The organism is Lactobacillus sp. W8172, from assembly GCF_016102055.1.
GTDB lineage: Bacteria > Bacillota > Bacilli > Lactobacillales > Lactobacillaceae > Lactobacillus > Lactobacillus apis_A.
Genome location: NZ_JACFPG010000003.1, coordinates 72249 through 92499 on the forward strand (window position 1 = coordinate 72249; position 20251 = coordinate 92499).

The window sequence follows — 20251 nt, forward strand, 5'->3', positions numbered from 1 at the left end:
TTACAATATGTAATTATAGTTTACATATTGTAACAGTTAAGTCTATTCGAGGTTAATAATGCCACGTCAAATTTTATCCAAACAAAAAATCATTGAAACTAGTGTTTCTTTAATCGAATCAGGTAGTGAACTAAGTTTTTCGCTAATTGCCCAACAATTAGGTACACGCTCACAAGCACTTTATAGTTATTTCTCTAATCAACAAGAATTAAGCTATTGTGTCGTTGCTTGGGCTATCAACCAAGTAAGTCAGCAACTTCAACAAAAAATCTTTGGGCAAACAGGAATCAAGGGTATTATCGCTTTGGCTACAGAGTTCCGCTCACTTGCACTTAAGCATTTCAAACTAACTCAGCTAGCTCTAAAAATGCCTCGGTCTAATGCTTATCCCGAAGTAACTGCAGCCTTTGAGCAACTACGCTCTTTGATAAATCAACTATTGGCTACTGAATATTCAGAACCAAAGCAGCAGTTGCTTGCTAGTCGCTATCTTCGTGATTTAACTATCGGCGATATTGTAAATGTTGGAACTGGTTGGTTTGCGGATAAATCACTACCTGCTGATAAGAGTTTTCCAAAAATGTTAGAACAGGTTCTAAAGAACATTGCCAATTAAAAAGGTGCCGAGATTTTATATCTCGGCACCTTTTCTATTTTAATTAATCAATTGTTTGGACCCAGCCCTCTGGACCTTCTTGCTTTCCATATTGAATGTCAACTAGCTCATTATAGAGTTTAGTTGTCACTGGACCTGTTTCTGTTTCACTGTAAATGACATGTTTTTTACCTTCATAAGTGATCGAACCCACTGGTGAAATAACTGCCGCAGTGCCCATAGCTCCAGCTTCTTTCATGTTAAATGCTTCTTCTAAAGTGATTTGTCTTTCCACTGGATTTAAGCCCTGCTTTTTAGCTAGTTCCAGCAGTGACCTCTTGGTAATTGAGATCAAGATTGATTTAGATTTTGGTGTAACAAATTGACCTTCTTGGGTAATACCGTAAAAATTAGCGCCACCAAATTCATCAACATATTTGTGCTCTCGTGGGTCAAGGTATAAACAATCCGCAAAGCCATTTTTATGAGCTTCAACTGATGGCAGCAAACTGCTGGCATAGTTACCAGAGGTCTTTGCTTGACCCGTACCAGCATAAGCAGCACGGTCATATTCACTAACAATATAATCTGCTGGGTTAAGCCCCTTAATATAAGCGCCAACCGGAACAGCAAAAATGCGGAAGGTATATTCATTGGCTGCCTGAACACCCAAAACATTGGATGTCCCAATCATAAAGGGACGTAAATAAAGTGTTGCGCCACTATCATAAGGTGGCACATACTCCTTGTTTGCCAAAACTACTTGCTTAACCGCTTCAACAAAGCGATCTTCTGGAAATGGTGGCATTGCCAAACGCTCAGCAGATAACGCAAATCGATGCGCATTTTGATCAGGACGAAACAAGTTAATCTTACCGTCTTTTCTACGATAAGCTTTTAGTCCTTCAAAAATTTCTTGACCGTAGTGCAAAATTTCTGCACCCTCGGAAAGAACAAGAGTAGAATCTTCAATCAATTTTCCCTCTTGCCACTCGCCGTCTTTATATTTAGCTTCATAACGATATGGTAAATCGCGATAAACAAAGCCTAAATTTTTCCAGTCAAGGTCTTCTACTTTTTGTTTCATAGCAATGCTCCTACTTTTTCCTTAAAAACTTCAGTTAAAAATCTCTTTTTAACTTTTAATTATTATTTAATTGTTAACTAATGTAAACCATAATTTTACTACTGTCAACAGCTTTCCAAAGATTAATTCTAAGAGTCTCTCCGTCAAAAATGTCACACGTGAAACACCACCTTATTTACTCGTAAAAAAGTTTATAAAGCAAAAAAGCCATTCCTTTCGGAATGCCTTTTAAGCAACGATTATTCTTTTGTTTCTTCAGCTTCAGTTTGCTCATCATTTGAATCAGCTTTTAGCTCAATATCTAAAATTACTTCACCATTGAGATAAACATGCTTATCATCAGCAGTAAATTTAACTTCTTTGGTATCAGGTTCTTTTAACAATAATTTAGCAATTGGCGTCTCCATGTCCTGTTCAACTACTCGACGAAGAGGACGTGCACCAAATTTCTTGTCATAGCCTTTTTCAGCAAAGTAAGCTTTAGCATCATCAGAAACTTCAACTTTGACATCTTTCTTTGCCAAAACATGTGACATCTTCTTTAGGTAAATGTCGATAATCTCAGTCATGTCGGCTTCAGTCAATGAATTAAATGGCACAATTGCGTCTAATCTGTTCAAAAATTCTGGTCTGAAGTATGCTTCTAGGGCCTTAATCATCTTATCGTGGTCCACTTTACCATCTTTTAACAAGTTGTCAGAGTAACCAGCGTTTGAGGTCATGATGAGAATTGTGTCTTTGAAGGAAACAGTTCTGCCTTGAGCATCTGTTAAACGTCCATCATCCATAATCTGCAATAATGCGTTGAAGACTTGTGGGTTAGCTTTCTCTATTTCATCGAACAGAATTAAGCTGTATGGCTGGTGGCGAACTTTTTCAGTTAATTGACCGCCTTCACCGTAACCAACGTAGCCAGGTGCAGAACCAATTAACTTGTTAACTGCCATTTGATCTTGATATTCTGACATATCGAGCCGAATTAGATGATCTTCACCACCAAATAATTGAATAGCAAGTTGTTTAGCCAATTCTGTCTTGCCCACACCAGTTGGTCCAGTTAGCAAGAACGAACCAGTAGGACGATTATTATCTTTGAAAACCTGCTTACGAGCAATTGCATCAGTAATAACATCAACAGCGTTGTCCTGATCAATAACAGCTTTCTTCAATTTTTCTGCTAAGTTGAGATTCTTTTGACTTTCGTTAGCATGTAATTCGCTCATTGGAATCTTGGTCTTAGCTTCAATTAAAGCGTAGATATCTTGATCAGTTACCTTTGGTGTTGCAGTTTCATCAATATGCTCGGCCTGTTCTTGAAGTTTTTCAATTCTCTTCTTCAAGTCGCTTGCCTTTGCATAGTCTTCATTTTTAGCTGCTTCTGCTTTTTCTCTTTCAAGGCTGCTAATTCTCTTTTTCAGAGTGGCTTCATCACTTGGAACGCTGTCGAGACCTTTTTTAGCACCAGCTTCATCCATTAAATCGATTGCTTTATCAGGTAAATAGCGTCCCTGAATATACCGTTGTGACAATTCAACTGCTAAACGCAAAGCACTGTCACTATATTTAACGTGGTGATAGTCTTCGTATTTCTTCTTTAACCCTTCCAGAATTTTAACAGTTACATCAGTTGAAGGTTCTGGAACTTGGACTGGTTGGAAACGACGTGCTAGAGCAGCATCATTTTCAATTCTACGGTATTCCCCTGTTGTAGTTGCACCGATTAAGTTTAAGTCGCCACTTGCCAAAGCAGGTTTCAAAATGTTTGCGGCATCACCACTATTGGTTTCAGAATCTGTTGAACCAGCACCAACAATGTTATGAATTTCATCAATAAACAAGATGATGTTAGGATTCTTCTTTGCTTCGTCAATGACTTTCTTCAGGCGCTCTTCAAAACTACCACGTAGACTTGAACCTGCAACCATGTCATTAATATTTATTGCAATAATGTGCTTGTCCTTCATCTTGTCAGGAACATCACCTTGAGCAATCTTTTGAGCTAGACCTTCAACAATTGCAGTTTTACCAACTCCCGCAGGACCTACCAAAACTGGATTGTTCTTCTTACGTCTACTCAAAATTTCTATTACTTCTTGGATTTGCTCATCACGACCGATTACCGGATCATATTTATTGTTTTTAGCTTGTTCAACCAAGTCAACACCAATTGGTTTCTCCTTTTTTGGTTGACCAGGCATTTGTTCGCTCTGATTAATTCCTTGTGGAGAAATGTTCATGCTTGAATAGTGAACTGGGATAGAGCCATTATTATCATCGTTAAAGAAAGAGTTGTTAAGTTCGTTAAATAAATTATCAAATTCGTTGTCAAAATATGCCATAAATATGCACCCCTTTATAGGATAAAATTTGTAATTAGCACTCGACACCTTCGACTGCTAATCGCTTACATATAATATTCTAGCAGGTTATCCACAGAATGCAACCTTTTTACAAAACTTTTCCACATTTTATTTGTGAAATTTATTTTGTAGCAAAAAACCTTGCAGTAATCGCGTTTACGACTGCTACAAGGCCTAGATTTTGGGTTATTTTTGATATAAATTTATGTGCTCACGCAAATATTTTGCCGTTAAACTATCTTTCTGGTGTGAAATATCCACAGGTGTCCCACAGGCAATTATTTTTCCACCGTTCAATCCGCCACGCGGACCCATGTCAATCATATAATCACTATTGGCCATAATATCGAGGTCATGTGTAATTGTAATGATTGTTGCATGCTGATCTAACAATTTTTGAAAAACCTGCAGCAACGTTCTAACGTCACTTGGGTGCAAGCCCACGGTTGGCTCATCGAAAACAAAGAGGCTGCCCTTTTGTTGGCGGTGAATATGGCTGGTTAATTTCAATCGTTGTGCTTCTCCACCTGATAATGCTGGCGTTGATTCTCCTAAGTGAAGGTAACCTAACCCCATATCATGCAGAGTTTCAATCGTCTTAGCAATTTTTAGTTCATCCCCAAAAAGATTTTCCTTCAATGCATCATCAACTGAATAATCCAGCACGTCCGCAATACTTAAATCATGCCATTTAACCCTTAAAACATCCTGATTAAAACGGTGGCCACCACATACAGAACATGTTTCCACCATGTCCGGTAAATACTGAATATCAAGCGAAATTACCCCAGTTCCACCACATGCCGGACATGCTCCTTCTTTATTATTATATGAAAAATGGGAGGCACGATATTTCAACTTTTTAGCGAGCGGCTGCTGGGCAAATAACTTACGTAAGTTATCCATAATGTCTGTGTATGTTGCTACCGTGGAACGTTGATTTTTACCAACGGGTGACGAGTCGACACTGATTACATTTTTGATGCCATTGCTTGTAAGACTAGTCACCCACTCAGGCTTAGCACTACCTTCTTTTTCAGCCTTTAGAGCTGGTAAAAGTGAGCCTAGAATCAAAGTCGTTTTTCCAGCACCGGAAAAACCTGTAACAGAAGTAAGGCGTCCAACTGGTATCTCAGCATGGACATCTTTCAAGTTGAAGCACTTATTAACAGTTAAAGCAATTGTGCCATCTTTAAAAAGAGCATCAGGTTTAGCACTTTTTCTTACATATAACGGTGCATCCCCAGTTAAATATTGCCCTATTAATGAAGCATTAGTTTGCTCAATTTCTTTCGGGGTTCCTTGCGCAATTATTTGACCACCTTCTGAACCCGAACCAGGACCAATTTCAATTATCCAATCAGCTGCCTCAATAATAGAAGTTTCATGGTCAACAACAACAAGCGAATTACCTTGGTTGACGAGCTCATGGAAGACCTCAATTAAGCCAGCAACATTATCTGGATGCAGTCCGACAGATGGCTCGTCCAAAACATAGAGCACTCCCGTCGTCTCTGTCCTCAAGGTCCGACCAAGCTGAATCCGTTGCAATTCACCAGTAGATAAGCTATTAGCTTGACGATCTAAACTTAAGTAGTCTAGACCCAATTTTAGTAATGGTTTAACCTGATGCATCAGTTCACCAGTTAAGTTTTCAGCTAAATCATGCATGTCTGCTGGAAGCCATGCCATAATTTTCTTTAAATAGTCTGCTAGTTCACCTAGCGTAAGTTGTTCGGCCTCGATAATGTTCTTCCCTGCCACCAACTGATTCCAGCGACTTGGATCAATCCGATAGCCGTGACAGCGTGGACAAGGTTTGAAACGATAAAAAGAGTTGATTCTTTCTAAACCGCGTTCAGACTTAGTCGTTTTGCGTGAATTTGCGACAGCGTTATAGGCATTTTCATAAAGTGCGTCAAGGTGATAAACTCGCCCGGTCGAAGTTGGAATATCAACTGGTATTTTCCGTTCCTCACCGTGTAAAACAATTTCTTTTTCATCCTCGGACAATTCTTTATATGGAACATCTGTCCGAACACCTAGTTCACGGGCAATGCGCCACATCCAATTTCTTCCGGGGATTTGCCATGTGGCAACTGCGCCATTTTCCAATGATAGATTTTCATCTGCAATAATCTTATCATCGTCAATTTGTTCAACGTTTCCTAACCCCTGACACTTTTGACATGCACCATCTGAGTTAAAAGCAAAGTCTTCAGCACTAAAAGCATAAAACTGAACACCGCAGGTTGGACAAGTAACACGTCCCATTGCCTCTCCAGTTAAGTCCATCGCTTCAGCAATTTTAATGGTTGGCGCTAATCTATGCCCATTAGGACATACAGGTGAGCCCAAGCGTGAAAAAATCAAACGTAGGACGTTAAAAACCTCTGTTACTGTGCCCACGGTTGACCGAACACCAGGAACAGTTGGACGCTGGCGCAAAGCAAGGGCAGAAGGAATATGCCGTACTTCATCAACCTGTGCCCTACCGACCTGACTAATCCGCCTTTTAGTATAAGCTGCAAGTGAATCGAGATAACGTCGTGCCCCCTCTGAATAAAGAATCCCCATTGCGAGACTCGATTTCCCTGAACCGCTCAAGCCTGAGATTGCCACGAATTTATGTAGTGGGATATCAACATTAATATTCTTTAAGTTATTAACTTTGCCACCGATAACTTCAATCTTAGTTGGCTGTTCATGATATTTCATCGATTACTTCTCCTTCTTCTTGGCTTTAAATCTTTTTCTGGTCTCCCAGGTCGATCAGGCTTTTTTAGCAAGTACTCCCGAATGGCTTGTATTACCTGTTTATTTTGTGGTAAATCCGAGTGGTCTGCCTTTTCGCCAGTGACCGTCATTGCCGTGTAAGATTTGACCTGTTTTTGAAAAATAAACTTACCTGCGGCAACACTAGTTTCTGGCACAATTCCATCTGATTCATAACTTTTACCACCAGATAACGAGTAGACTTTCAAGTTTTCTGGAAGTGCTGTACGGTTTTTAATAAAATCGGCTAGCATCTGTGTACGATTATTGATGTTATTTTCGGTAAAATTGTAAGGTGTTCCCAACGTCATCAACCGCTTAATCCTTACATCATCAGAATACTGCGCATAGTAGTGTTCTAACCAGTATGTCCAAATAAGACCACCATTTGAATGCCCAAACGCCTTAAAGTTATTAAATTTATAATTTTGCATCAAAGACGTAAAGGCAACGTCTAGCCAAAAAGCCTGTTTTTTGATATTGGCATAACCGTCTTTATTATTGGCAAAGCCAATAATGATTATCGGTTCCTGATCATTTTTATTAATCGAACCACTATACGATAAATTTGCTTCACGTGAAACAGTAACTTTAAGAACGCTATGCTCATTCATTGTCGTTTTGTTCAGCTGATCAATTAGTTCATTAAAGCGCTCAGTTGTGGCACTCGAGCCAGGTACCATGATGACTGGTGAAAGCAGCGAGCGACTACGCTCTGCGTGCGCATTATTCTCCTTTTCCATCCAATAATAACTGGGAATGGCAATCGCTACTAACAACGCTACTAGCATCAGCAGCCATTTAAAATTAGGGTTCTTTCGTACCTGCATTAGAACTGTCTTCCTTTCCCAGCTTTTAACATTTCCTCAACCTGTTCATTAATTTTCATAATCGACCACATGATACAAACATCAAGTACAAAAAGCGCAATAGTAAACCATAAAGTCCCCCAATTGCCATTAGTGCCAAAAAAGGAAAGTAGCACTCCAGGTGTTCCTTTCAATATTGGATAAACACACACTGGAATCATGTGTAAACTAATCGCTAATCCGGCCAATGCCATATTAACCAACGGAATAATGACACTAGGTAGAACAAAGAGCGGATTAAGAATTACCGGTAAGCCTGCCGAAAAACCCAAGCTTGAGCCAAACGCTACCGGTAACAAATTGATTTTTGCAATGGCAACATTGGTTTGGTTGTTTTCTTGCATGCGCCGCATAAGCAAAATAACTATAATAGCTAAAATCACACTGGCACCGCCCATCGTGCCATATGTTTTGATTAGAGAACTACCTAGAAATTTGTAAGGCACATTCCAAGAGCTACCGTTCTGAAAAGCATAGGTCAAGTTTTCGGCTGTATATGCATTGCTCGTCGTACCGGAAAGTGCGTGAAGTGGATAGCCGATTCCCATCCAGTTCAAGAGTGTCGTTATTGCCGACAAAAACAAAACTTCTGCCAAATTATTAGTTGTTTGCATTCGACCAACTAATTCACTAAAGCTTGCCGTATCAAGCACCTTTATTTGTAGCTCATAGCGAGCAATCCCGAGCAAAATTCCAAAAGCAAGAGATATCATAAATGGCAAGGTAGCGTTCCAAACGCGGCGCCGCAACCACTTCGTATCCTCATTTTCCACTTGCTGATAATTTTTACCGAATAAATGAAAAATTTGCCCTACACCAAATCCAACAAGCAATGCAATAAAAAGTGCATTTATTTGTAAAAAACCACCTGTAAAAGAGCCATGTCTTGGCCGACTATTGCTTGTTGCATATGAGCAAAAAAGCATAATTAAAACCGCAGCGATTCCCGACATTGTGGAATCTTTGTGGTAGATTCGCGCTGTGTATCGCGCCATAAAAAAGCTGGCGTAAATACCAAAAACGCCAAAGGTAACTTCAATCATGCCACGACAAACAAACGAGCCTGCATACCAAAAATGATCTGTCATAATCTTATCTAGGCCAAAGATATTATAAATTAGGCCATCTGGTGAGAAAATCAAATCATTAAAAAGATTAAAATATGTTCCAATCACAGCAATTGGCATTAACATCACTAGAGTTCTTTGCGCGGCGCGGAAAAATGACAATTGCCTGATTTTTAATATAGTTTTAGTAGATAAGTTAATCATTGAGCAAGTCCTACTTTGTTGTATCTCTTTGAATTAAAATATTACTCCAATTGTCTAAGGGCTTCAATTTTTTAAGTGTGGCAGCAAATGATTAATTTGCCGTCTTGTAACCTAGCGAAAATGTTATAATAGAAACGATTACTAGAAGGTGGAAAAATGAGTAGGAAAAAATTGAATTAAATGGAAAAGTAGAAAAACTGGCAGAAAAGTATCTTCAGATTACCGGAACTGACTTAGATGACCTGACCAACGCTGCTTTAAAGGCTTATCTCATTGATCATTTAAATTCCAATCAAATTCAAGGAAGCACTAAAAGATTCTGATGATATCAGTTCAGAATATGCGGGAAAATTGTTTAATCTTGACGATTTAAACAGATTCTAATTAATATCTATAAAATGAAAACGACAGGTATAATACCTGTTGCTTTTGTTTATTTACTAATTTTTAGCCTTAATTACTGAATTGATCCCCTGCTAAATTACGATAAAAATTGGCTTTAGTCGTTGAAATATAGGGAACTAACCAGAGATAGCCAATTCCAAGCGTAATGATGCCGAGCAGGTACCAAGGAATGAAGCTTAAGTCTAAGACAAACAGTTCCCACTTATGGCCTTTCATCAACTGGCGACTTGCAGTAATGGCAGTAGTAGCGTGTACTTCTTTCCCACTGGCTACCATATCATTAACAATGTATGGTGTTAATGCGTAAGAGTATGATTTAACAATCCCAGGGATGATTAACAACAGCGTCCAAAGCCATTGAAAAATGTAGCTTAAAAAGTAATTAAGAAACTCAGGAATAAAGCGGCCATCAGTGAAAACAGCGAAAAGTCCCTTAATATAGCCCATTTTTTCGCCATGAATGAAGTGGAGAAACACAAGTGGAAAACTAACAAAAAAGAAACCACTTAAAATGTCTAGGACATCTTCACCAAGCGCACGAGCCCAGCCATTAGGAGCAAGAATAGAAACAATGGATGCGCCTCCCATAACATCATTAACGCCATTGGTAGTTTGAAGCGACCGGTTAACACTAGGCACTAAAAAGATGGTATAAACGACGGTAAAAATAAGCGTCACTAAAACAGCCCAACCCCAATTGTGTCGAAGCTGATTTTTGGCCTCCGTTTTTAGTTCTGCTCTAGTCATTATCTTATCCCCTTTATGATTTACTGTTATTGACATATTTAATTATATTCTACTCTTTTTTTCATCTGTTAGCAAAGGGCATCAAAAAAGCCTAGTTCCACCAACATCGGAACTAAGCTCACACAGTGTTTGTGCCGCCATTACTGACCACATATAGAAATATTATATTTTCGCTACCGGAGAAAACTCGTACTTCTTCTCTGGCGACACAACAAAATTTTAGCATGCAATTAACTAAAAAACAAGATACGGCAGATTATATTTTCACAGCCTTACTGGCTTTCAAGCAGTTGGCGCATGACTTGATTGACTGACTTTTTCAACTTATCGAACTCGTTTTTGCGTGTGCGATTCGACTGAATAATGATCATTGTTTTGGCATCATTTGTGGTACGCATAAAAGTATAATAGCCTTCACCTGCACCATTGGCCAGTTTGGTCTTCTGCTTGTCATTGTGATATAAGCCACCATTATAGTAACTTGGCGGTTGTGCATCATAGAGAAGCTTACGACTCCTCTTAGTTAACAAATTACCTGTTAAGACGTAGCGAATTGCCTTTGCCAAATCCTGATTTGACATTACAACTGAGCCTGCACCAAGTTCATTATGCGCATCCCGCAGAGCTGCTTCGTGCTTGATAATATCATAATGCCCATTACGATAAAAGAACCCGGGCACTAGTCCGCTTTTCAAAATACGATGTGGCTTTGACCACAAGAATTCTGTATGCTTCAGCTTTAGCGGCTCAACGTAAGTTTCATGGAATAACTGTTCATAACTCTTATTGGTCACCTTAGTTATAATTCCGCATAGATAGACATAATTAAGTGAGCTATAATGCCATTTTCCTAACAACTTAGGGTCAAAAACAGTCTTTTTCACATCGCAGGCAATATTATCTTGGTCTGAAACAAAGTGTTTTCTACCAAGTTTGGCACCCGGCTTGAGGTTCAAACCTGCTCGCATTGCCAACAAGTGCTCAATTTTGATTTTTTTCGCACCTGGAATCTCCGGATAAAACTTGCTCAATCGGTCTTGTAAGCTTAGCTTACCATCTTGAACCAATCTCATCACCATGGCCGCAGTTAGCGACTTTTGTGCTGAATTAATTAAGTAACTAGTGTCAGTAGTATTGCTATCAGCATAATTGAGTAAAATCTTACCCTTTCTGATGATCAAAACTGAACCCTTGATGCCTAAAGCATCAATTTGCTGGCGCACTATTTTCCTTTTAAGCTGTAGTTTACTGGACTCTTATCCGTTGAACCAATCTTGTGCGGTTCCTTTTGCCACTTTTTAGTGTAGAAATAATCATGAATGTTGTAGTTATAACGGCCATTAGGGCGTTGCATGAACGGCTTCACTGCTTGATCAACTGCAACCCAACCGCGCCAGCCAAGGTGAATGGTATCTTCCATGAAGTACTTTTCACCACCATGTCTTGAGAGGTCTTCTACATTATTGAAGCCTTGGCTTGCCAATTGATACTTAATTTTTGATACAGATTTTTGGTACATCTCTTCTGATAAACCAGTATATTCTGACCACTTTTGATTAATTGGCGGAATGATAAATAGCACATTAGTATGCTGCTTGGCAAATTGCTGCAGCATCAACTCAAAGTCACTGTATTCAACTGACTTGGTATAGTCAAAGTCACGCTGACTATCCTTCAACTTCATTAAGTTTCGCTTGTTTAAGCGCGTTTTAAAGAAACGATTATTGATTCCAAACGAATTTGAATTAGTATTTTTAGCAGCCTCTTGTTCTGCTACCTCATTCAAGCCCTTAACTGAATATGTGTCTGGTAATAATTTGGCCCGCGTATTAATCTTTTTAATCCGGTCACGTAACTGGAATGTACTGAAAAATTTATCTTCGTTATTAAGCATACGCCTCTGATTTTCAAGAATAAAACGTTGCGCATCAGTCAATTCTTCACCAGCTGCTATTCGCTTCATCCCCCGCTTAACGGTGCCTTTAACTTCAGGCATTGCCAAAAAGCGCTTGGCAGCGTAACGGTTCGAAACACTATCTTTCTTAATTCCTAGTAAAAAATTGCAAGCTTGTAAAGGCGAATAGTAAAGCGCAAAGGCATCGGGGTCTTGCCCCATTTTGGTAAACCATTGCGGTGAAATAATCACTACCGCTTTTTTGTCCTTGAGCTCGTCAGCTGTTCCTTGCATCCCTAAAAATTGGGCGAGTGACTGACTACCAGGTCCCCCTAATAGGAAAGGGCGATAGTTTCGCTGGTATTTTTGGGCAATTACACTAGGGTGAAGCGAATCAAGACGCGATAATTCACTAGAACCATAAAATGGTACATAGCCATTTTCAAATGCGTCCTGCTTCATCAACGAGCCCTTAAAAACCGTCGTTGTTTGTGAATTAGCGGCTTGATAGATCGAATCCCGTGAAAAAGTACGTTCCCAAGGTAATAGGAAGATAACCAGTAACAAGATAAAAGCGCAAAGAACTGGGCCAAAAATCTGCCACAGTCGGCGTTTGTTACTCATTTTCTAAACTTTCCACCTTTGCGACAATTTTGCTTGGTGTATCCCATTCTTCACGATCAAATTCAGAAACAGGTACATCAATTTCAAATTTTTCCTGTAAGTTTAACAGCATTTGTACGCTAGCCATTGAATCCATTAGGCCGTTGGCAAAAATGTTTTCGTCCATTTTATCTGATAAGTCTTCACCAGTTAAATCTTGTAAAATTGCTAAAACTTCTTCTTTGGTATTCATAATTAAATCTCCTTAAATAACTTTTTTCTACATCCAGCCAAACCATAACTGGCTAAGGAAGCCGGAAAAGATCAAAAAGCTGAAACAAACAACGTTAAATGTAACAAAAATTGACAAGCACTTGGTAAATTTGTTTGATGGCAGTTTATCTCTATGCTTCTTTTTATATCTAATCCAGTAATCATTAATAATGATTGCAATCGCATGGAACAAGCCATAAACAATGTAGTACCACGTCAGGCCATGCCAGAAGCCCATTACTAAGAATAGAAGTAAGTAGGCTACTTGCGAAAGTCTAACTGGATTTTTGAACAGTTTTTTCTTCATTGCAAAGAAAGTGAAGCGCATGTAAATGTAGTCACGGAACCAAAATGATAGCGTCATGTGCCAACGGTTCCAGAACTCTTTAATGTTCTGTGACAGAAATGGCTTATTAAAGTTCATTGGTGTGTGAATACCCATAAAATAGGAAATTGACACAGCAAATAGTGAATAGCCCGCAAAGTCAAAGAACAAGTACATGCTGTAGCAGTACATGTAAGCTAGTACCCACCATGACAGCTTCAGCCCGCCGTTCGCGGTACCCGCAATTAACGCCATCCGCGAAATGCGCGGTAACCAGTAAGTGCCAAAGAACCAGCCTAAGACAAACTTATATAAGAATCCTTGGAACAGGTACCGGGTTGCCAAGCCCAAATCATTCACATATTGGTCACGCTTAGGGGCAACATCACATTCTTTAGCAAAGCGCCGGTAACGGTCAATCGGACCTGATGAAAACGTTGGAAAGAATAGTAGAAAACGTAGATAGGTGCCTAAATTTACTTCTTTGATGGCACCGTCACGTATTTCCATAATTACCTGAACGGTTTTAAACGTAATGTACGAAATCCCTAAAAATGCTAATACACCCGGTATTTTCGCTTTTGGAAAAGCCGTTTGCACTTTTACCATTATTAAGGGAACAATTGATAGGAAAACAGCTAGGTAAAAAGCCCACGTTTTATTTTTACCCTTTTTACGATAATAGAGATAACAATATGTAATTACTAGCTCAATTAACAGGTAAATGATTAGACTAACACCTTGTTGCCATTTATCTGCGTCAAAGACAAGAAATAAGAAAACGAGTGAAAAGATGCATTCGTAAATCTTAAAACGGTGTCCATAATATAGGCCTAAAATAATTGGAATTAGTCCAATCATTAGGTAAATAAAATAGTGGGGATTTCCGTAAGGCTGTAAATTAATGAAGTTAAAATTCACTACTTATTAACCTCCTCAATCACAGCTTTAATATCAACTTTACCGTTTTGTGATACCGGCAGTTTTTCCCGATAAACATAGCGCTGCGGAATCATGTAAGGCATCAAGTTCTCAGCTAAATCAGCGCGAATCATTTTGGTGATTTCTTCTTCTGAATACTGCTCTTTGACGCCATCTTTTAGTTCAACTTCAGCCACAATTTGTTTAACAGTGTGATCTTTGCTATATTTCGGTGCGGCAACACCATGGCTTACTAACTTGTTTTTACCCAAATAAAAGTTAATTTCCTCAAGCTCAATTCGGTAACCGTTAAATTTGATTTGAAAATCAATTCTGCCACGGTAAAATAACATTTCGCCGTCAAAGAAACCCTCATCACCTGAACGGTGACTTGCATATTGATCAGCAGGATCTTTAAAGAATGCCTTTGCCGTTTTTTCAGGGTTATTTAGATACCCCTTTGATGTGCTTGGCCCTTCGATGACAATTTCGCCTTGGTTAGGCTGATCGCCTTTTGATTTGTCAATGGTAATTCTAGTATCTTCCTTGACTTTACCAATTGGCAAACGATCATATTTAGCCAAAATTTCATCGGTAATTTCCACTTGCGTTACTGCAACTGTTGTTTCAGTTGGGCCGTAGGTGTTGAAAACTTTTGCATTTGGAAACTTCTGTTTTAGCATCTTGGCTTCTGTATGTGGCAATTCTTCCCCACAGAACAGAAAATGCGTAAGATCTGGATGATGTTCACCATCAAATGTTTTGTCCAAAAAGCACATCTGGGCAAATGAAGGCGTTGAGACCCAAACGTTAAATTGCAATTTAGGCATTGTCGCAAATAGTTGGGCAAAGTTTTCTGTAACATCATGCGGCAGAACCACTAACTTACCAGCACCAACTAGTGCTGGGTAGAGGCTCATGACAGAAAGATCAAAGGAATATGGTGCCTGTGATAAGAAACTTGGATGGTCCGGCAAAGCAAAGTCAGTCATTTCCCAGTTGATAAAACTGAGTAAGTTATTATGACTAATTTGAACACCCTTTGGCTTCCCACTGGTTCCCGATGTAAAGATGATATAAAAATTATCGTCTCCCTCAACAAATTGCTCAGCATCAAGGGTAAAGTCACCGTTTTCGACTTCATCTGGCTTGATAACTTGCATTGGCGGAAGAGTGATATCAGGAAGCTGATCAATTGCAATAATTGCTTCAGCTTCAGAGACTTCTTGGATTGTTAAGATTCTATCTGCATTAGAATAGCTTGCAATTGGAATATAAGCATGCCCTGCTTTAACGCAGCCTAAAAAGCTAGCAATCATCTCAAATGTTTGGCCACCCCAGATCATTATTGGACTACCCGGAGAAAGACCTAGTTGGTTAATTTGATATGCCCATGCATCCGAGCGTTTTTTTAGATCACCGTAAGTATTGGTTTGACCAAGATAGTCATACGCAATACGATTCGGTTCGTTTAAGGCAATTTCATCAATCTTTTTTATTACATCTTTAATCATTGTTTACCACCTTAAAATTCGTTGTAAATAAAGTGAACCGAAGTTAGGCCGCTATATTGATATAAATAAATTAATACCATTAAGATAGCACAATAAATGATTGTCGTTAAAACAAATTTGCCAATTTGTTGCGCCCGCGAAGTTTTTCTTTCTTTTTTAACCATATATCTTCATTCTCTTTCAACAGTTATTATTTCAGCATTACAATACTATATCAAATATAGTACTACTGTTTTAAAAGGATAATACACCATTAAGAAGTTTTTTACAAAATTTAAATAAATTTTACAGATGCTAGTGCTTATTCAGTTTTCGACTAGCATTGTATGCAAACCATAAAGTAAAAAAGTCAATTACACTGACAAAAATAATTGCAAACATCATTAATTTGAAAATGTTATCTGGATTCTGCCAGAGCTCGCTATCAGCAGTAGTTAAAATATAAACTGCAAAGATGACGATTAAAAAGACTTCTATTAAAAAGAGATACTGGTGGCCGATCATTATTCTAAATAGATAAAGCCATGCAGCTGCTGGTAATAGGCAAAGCCAGCCTGATACACGAAGCCAAAAAGTGATTTTTTTACGAGCTGATTGTTCTTTCATATTTCCTCTTTAATTCTATTTAAATCTGACTAATTAATAAAACTTTTTCTAATTATAGCAATGCGTCCTTTGACAAACAATTTTTAGCAAGTCAGAGATTTTATGCTATTTTTTGCTTTCGTCATACTTTTTTCACATTTACTAGCTATACTAAAGCTGTGATATGAGATGGAAGAGATTCCATCTCATATCATACTCAACTTTTTGTTTTTCATTCATACTCCTCCAAGTATAAATAATGAAAAAACTTGAAATGACCTTTACGGTCGTTTTCATATCTATCCCTTTCGACTCACGTGCATTACGTGAGTTTTTCTATGCCTTTAAAACTTCTAAAGGAATTCTTTACTATTTCATAAGATATTTTGTAACTTTACTTCATATTTATGGGTTAGTATTCTAAATGTAGTAAGTAATAGCAGCTTACTACATACTCCCACTTTTTTATTTCATTCATTCTTACTCCTTCAAAGTAGATGAAAACTAACAGGCTCGCATAATTTGCGGGCCTTTTTCCTTTGCTGTAGGATGGTTTTATTGAGACAATTATTCACTAACGAAAGGCATATTACATGTTTTCACCATCTATTCAACGTTTATTAGAAGATAAGTCCGGCTCATTTATTATTCCTGCATCGCGTATTGCATTCGTGGAAGATGATAACCCTCTGTACCACGCGTTTATGGTTTTGACCCGTGTCAAATATTCCAAAATCCCGGTGCTTGACAGTAAGAATCAGGTTGTCGGTCTATTAAGTCTCGCCATGATTACCGATAAAATGATGGTAACTGACAAAATTACGCTTGATCCGTTAACAGAATTAAAGGTAAAAGACGTCATGCAAACAAATTTTGATAAAATCAATTTTGCTCAAACGACACTTGAAACTCAGTTACATCTACTGGTCGATAATGCCTTCTTGCCAGTAGTAGACGACTATGGCGTTTTCCAAGGCTTATTGACACGCCGTGAGTGGATTAAGGCATTTAATTACGTTGCTCATAATTTTGAAAATAAATATCAAGTCAAACAAATTTAGGACAAAATAAAGTTACTCATACCAATTTGTTTATTGAAATTATTTTAGGCTTTTTTACCATTTTTATTTAAACTGTAATATAATTAATATATTGAAAATATATTGTTATTACTGCTTATCTATATGCTATAAAAATAGTACAGTTTATGTTACTTATATATACGTATATGTGTATTTGTATATATATTTATTAACTATAGTTGTTGCTTTCTTTGGTTATTTCATTTAATAACAGTTAATTTGTTATATAGACAAACTCAGCACAATTATTCTTTAATTAATCAGAATGGAAGATACTAAAATGACAAATAAAACTATTTCTGAGCAATTAGCATTTTTAGTCAAGGCTATTATCGAAAATGGTACTTACCCAGGGGGTTTAGAACTCTCAGAAAAGCAACGACATGACCTAGCCGAACAATTGAAAAAAATGGTGCGAAATTCAAACGATTTAAAAGATGCTGGAGTTATTACCGATGCCTTCTATAAAGATCGTGTAGTTAAACACTTTAAATCAATGGACACTAATTTCTCTTGGCTTTTAGAAATTTTGGAACATGAGCTTGTCTCTGCAAGCCGCTTACAAAAATTACTACTTGATTTAGCACAAGAAGAGCATTTTTCAGAAAAAAGTATCAAGAAAATAAATCAATACTTTGAGGAATCAACTGATCACGGCGATAACGATAATTTCGTTACTCTCTCATCAGCAGATATAATCGATTCGATTGAGCGTACAGAATCTTTTAAGCTTGACGAAAAGCCAAAAAAGAAGAAAGCTCACAAACCAGATCAAGATGATAAAACGGAAGATCCTAATGACAATATCATTAATTTAAAGGACTATTAATTTAAAGCTAAACTATTTCACTTTAATGAATTGGCTTAAGTAGATTGCTCTGCAATTTGCCATGAGTTACGAAATAGATTTAGCTTTTTTCTTTGCCAAATAAAAATTTTTAAGCAAAGTTGTTTAGACTTATTCTAATTTAAATAATTTAGTGTTAAAATTTAAAGACGTAAAGTTATATTCTTATATTGAGAGGAAGAAACTATGAGTTTTAAGCAACAATGGAAATTTATCCTTGTCCTTTTTATCGGTTTAATTGGGCTTGTTTGTCAATTTGGTATTCATACTAAGAGCCTTTTTCAAATCGGTAATTTACAATTTCCCTTCGAAGCCATCCTGATAGATGTGATTGGAATAGCAATGGCACTTTCCTTACTCCTTGAAATCATTAATGATTTTAGGTCTGGACGATATGGTGTCGATATTTTAGCTGTTATTGCCGTTGTTTCAACCATTTTAATTGGTGATATCTGGGCAGAATGGATGATTCTAGTAATGATGACTGGTGGTGAAACACTTGAAAATTACGCTACCGGCCAAGCAGACAAAGAGCTTCGTTCATTACTAAGTAATTCTCCAACCACGGCCAACAAAATTGTCGGGAATGAATTGGTTTCAGTTGACGTTGATCAGTTGGAAATCAATGATCAAGTTTTAATCAAACCCGGTGAACAGGTTCCTGTTGATGGTAAAGTGATTGACGGTGCATCAAGCTTTGATCAATCATCACTTACAGGTGAGTCAGTCCCAGTTCAAAAAAATATTGGGGATGAATTAATGTCTGGCTCAATCAACGGTGATGTTGCAGTTAAAATGGTTGTTACTAAAAAGGCGAGTGACTCAGAATACCAAACGATTGTTTCACTTGTGGAGTCTTCACAAGCAAAGCCAGCTAAATTCGTTAAAATGGCTGACCGTTACGCTGTTCCATTTACAGTTATTTCTTTAGCTATCGGTATTGCTGCATGGATTCATTCTGGTAACCCAATTAACTTTGCGGAAGTAATGGTTGTTGCCTCCCCTTGCCCACTTTTAATTTCCGCTCCCGTTGCACTCGTTTCAGGAATGAGTTCAATGTCAAAGCACCATATTATTGTTAAATCTGGTCCGACAATCGAAAAGCTTGCAACTGCAAAAACTTTTGCTTTTGACAAAACTGGTACATTAACAGAAAACAGGCTTGTAATCGACCAAATTGTGCCCGCAGAGAATAGTGATTTTTCAGCTGAAACTTTACAAAGCTACGCTACAAGTGTTGAACAGCAATCCAGTCATATTATTGCTGATTCACTTGTTAGTGTAACAGACAAGAAGATGCTAAAACCGGCTACTAATATTAAAGAAACAACAAGTCAAGGGGTTAGCGGAACAGTTGATGGTCATGAAGTCAAAGTTGGTAAATTAGGTTTTGTCACTTCTGAAAAGCACGCAAAATCGGTTAACTCTACTGCGATTTATATCTCAATTGATGAACAATACGCTGGCTACATTACTTTTAAAGATCAGGTACGTCCAGAAAGTGCTGAAACAGTTGCTCGTTTAAGACGTCAAAGTGATGCACATATGATTATGCTAACTGGTGACCATGAAGATGTTGCCAATCAAATTGGTCAAACAGTTGGTATTAAAGATATTCGCTCTAATTTGTTGCCAGCACAAAAAATAGAAGCAATTAAAGATGTAACTAAGGATAATCGCCCCGTAGTTATGACCGGTGATGGAATTAACGACGCTCCTAGTCTAACAGCTGCTGATGTTGGGATTGCGATGGGTGCCAAAGGTGCATCTGCAGCAAGTGAAAGTGCAGACGCCATTATTATGGTTAATGATTTATCCAAAATTAATGACGCCGTTGCAATTTCGAAACACACAATGAAGGTAGCAAACGTTGATGTTTTGACTGCTATCACGATTGTTATTCTTATCGAGTTAATTGCATTCACTGGTGTTATTCCAGCATTCTGGGGCGCCATCTTACAAGAAGTCGTTGACATGATTTCAATCAGTTTAGCTCTTTTAGCCAAAACTAAGCCTAAAAACCCTAAACAAACAGGTCTTCTTGCTAAAGAATAATTCCACCAAAACCAATACGTACTTACTACTAAAGCAAAAAAGA

At 38.0% G+C, this 20251-nt stretch carries 17 protein-coding genes; 4 read left to right on the forward strand and 13 right to left on the reverse strand.

Features of this window, described 5'->3' with window-relative positions; genetic code table 11:
* Positions 1 to 58: 58 nt before the first annotated feature.
* The gene (locus H3R21_RS05135; protein WP_198183532.1) at positions 59 to 616 is read left to right on the forward strand and encodes a TetR/AcrR family transcriptional regulator; all 558 of its coding nucleotides are present in this window, start codon (positions 59 to 61) and stop codon (positions 614 to 616) included.
* Positions 617 to 659: 43 nt separating this feature from the next.
* On the opposite strand, the gene H3R21_RS05140 is transcribed toward H3R21_RS05135, so the two are convergent.
* The 13 genes from H3R21_RS05140 to H3R21_RS05200 all read right to left on the reverse strand — a co-directional run bounded on the left by H3R21_RS05140 (position 660) and on the right by H3R21_RS05200 (position 16245).
* Positions 660 to 1682: a branched-chain amino acid aminotransferase gene (locus tag H3R21_RS05140; protein WP_198183534.1), complete on the reverse strand. Its 1023-nt coding sequence runs from the start codon at positions 1680 to 1682 to the stop codon at positions 660 to 662.
* Between the two features lie 239 nt (positions 1683 to 1921).
* Positions 1922 to 4021, reverse strand: a complete 2100-nt coding sequence (locus tag H3R21_RS05145; RefSeq protein ID WP_198183536.1) for an ATP-dependent Clp protease ATP-binding subunit — start codon at positions 4019 to 4021, stop codon at positions 1922 to 1924.
* 207 nt (positions 4022 to 4228) lie between these two features.
* Positions 4229 to 6760 (reverse strand): excinuclease ABC subunit UvrA, encoded by a 2532-nt coding sequence (locus tag H3R21_RS05150; protein WP_198183538.1) that lies wholly within the window; start codon positions 6758 to 6760, stop codon positions 4229 to 4231.
* Positions 6757 to 7647: an alpha/beta hydrolase gene (locus H3R21_RS05155; protein WP_198183540.1), complete on the reverse strand. Its 891-nt coding sequence runs from the start codon at positions 7645 to 7647 to the stop codon at positions 6757 to 6759. The genes H3R21_RS05150 and H3R21_RS05155 overlap by 4 nt, the downstream gene beginning before the upstream one ends.
* Complete coding sequence (locus H3R21_RS05160) at positions 7647 to 8957, reverse strand: PTS sugar transporter subunit IIC (protein ID WP_198183542.1); 1311 nt, start codon at positions 8955 to 8957, stop codon at positions 7647 to 7649. Before H3R21_RS05160 ends, H3R21_RS05155 begins: the two co-directional genes overlap by 1 nt.
* A gap of 453 nt (positions 8958 to 9410) precedes the next feature.
* A complete protein-coding gene (locus H3R21_RS05165) occupies positions 9411 to 10109 on the reverse strand; it encodes a DUF975 family protein (protein WP_162542527.1) in 699 nt (232 codons plus the stop codon).
* A gap of 272 nt (positions 10110 to 10381) precedes the next feature.
* Positions 10382 to 11332 carry a serine hydrolase domain-containing protein gene (locus tag H3R21_RS05170; protein ID WP_198183544.1) on the reverse strand — a complete coding sequence of 317 codons (951 nt, stop codon included), beginning with the start codon at positions 11330 to 11332 and terminating at the stop codon, positions 10382 to 10384.
* The gene (gene dltD / locus H3R21_RS05175) at positions 11332 to 12627 is read right to left on the reverse strand and encodes a D-alanyl-lipoteichoic acid biosynthesis protein DltD (protein WP_198183546.1); all 1296 of its coding nucleotides are present in this window, start codon (positions 12625 to 12627) and stop codon (positions 11332 to 11334) included. Before dltD ends, H3R21_RS05170 begins: the two co-directional genes overlap by 1 nt.
* A complete protein-coding gene (gene dltC, locus H3R21_RS05180) occupies positions 12620 to 12859 on the reverse strand; it encodes a D-alanine--poly(phosphoribitol) ligase subunit DltC (protein ID WP_046308026.1) in 240 nt (79 codons plus the stop codon). Before dltC ends, dltD begins: the two co-directional genes overlap by 8 nt.
* Before the next feature lie 27 nt (positions 12860 to 12886).
* Positions 12887 to 14125: a D-alanyl-lipoteichoic acid biosynthesis protein DltB gene (dltB, locus tag H3R21_RS05185; protein WP_198183549.1), complete on the reverse strand. Its 1239-nt coding sequence runs from the start codon at positions 14123 to 14125 to the stop codon at positions 12887 to 12889.
* A complete protein-coding gene (gene dltA, locus H3R21_RS05190) occupies positions 14125 to 15639 on the reverse strand; it encodes a D-alanine--poly(phosphoribitol) ligase subunit DltA (protein ID WP_198183551.1) in 1515 nt (504 codons plus the stop codon). The genes dltB and dltA overlap by 1 nt, the downstream gene beginning before the upstream one ends.
* An 11-nt stretch (positions 15640 to 15650) precedes the next feature.
* A complete protein-coding gene (locus tag H3R21_RS05195; RefSeq protein ID WP_046308033.1) occupies positions 15651 to 15803 on the reverse strand; it encodes a teichoic acid D-Ala incorporation-associated protein DltX in 153 nt (50 codons plus the stop codon).
* A 130-nt stretch (positions 15804 to 15933) separates the two neighbouring features.
* Positions 15934 to 16245, reverse strand: coding sequence for a hypothetical protein (locus tag H3R21_RS05200; protein ID WP_198183552.1), 312 nt, complete (start codon positions 16243 to 16245; stop codon positions 15934 to 15936).
* Positions 16246 to 16817: 572 nt separating this feature from the next.
* Here H3R21_RS05200 and cbpB point away from each other — a divergent pair.
* The 3 genes from cbpB to H3R21_RS05215 all read left to right on the forward strand — a co-directional run bounded on the left by cbpB (position 16818) and on the right by H3R21_RS05215 (position 20208).
* Entirely contained in the window at positions 16818 to 17285 is a 468-nt protein-coding gene (cbpB, locus tag H3R21_RS05205; protein ID WP_046308037.1) for a cyclic-di-AMP-binding protein CbpB, read from the forward strand.
* Between the two features lie 301 nt (positions 17286 to 17586).
* Positions 17587 to 18135 carry a hypothetical protein gene (locus H3R21_RS05210; RefSeq protein WP_046308038.1) on the forward strand — a complete coding sequence of 183 codons (549 nt, stop codon included), beginning with the start codon at positions 17587 to 17589 and terminating at the stop codon, positions 18133 to 18135.
* Positions 18136 to 18339: 204 nt separating this feature from the next.
* Positions 18340 to 20208, forward strand: coding sequence for a heavy metal translocating P-type ATPase (locus H3R21_RS05215; RefSeq protein WP_198183554.1), 1869 nt, complete (start codon positions 18340 to 18342; stop codon positions 20206 to 20208).
* Positions 20209 to 20251: the final 43 nt, after the last annotated feature.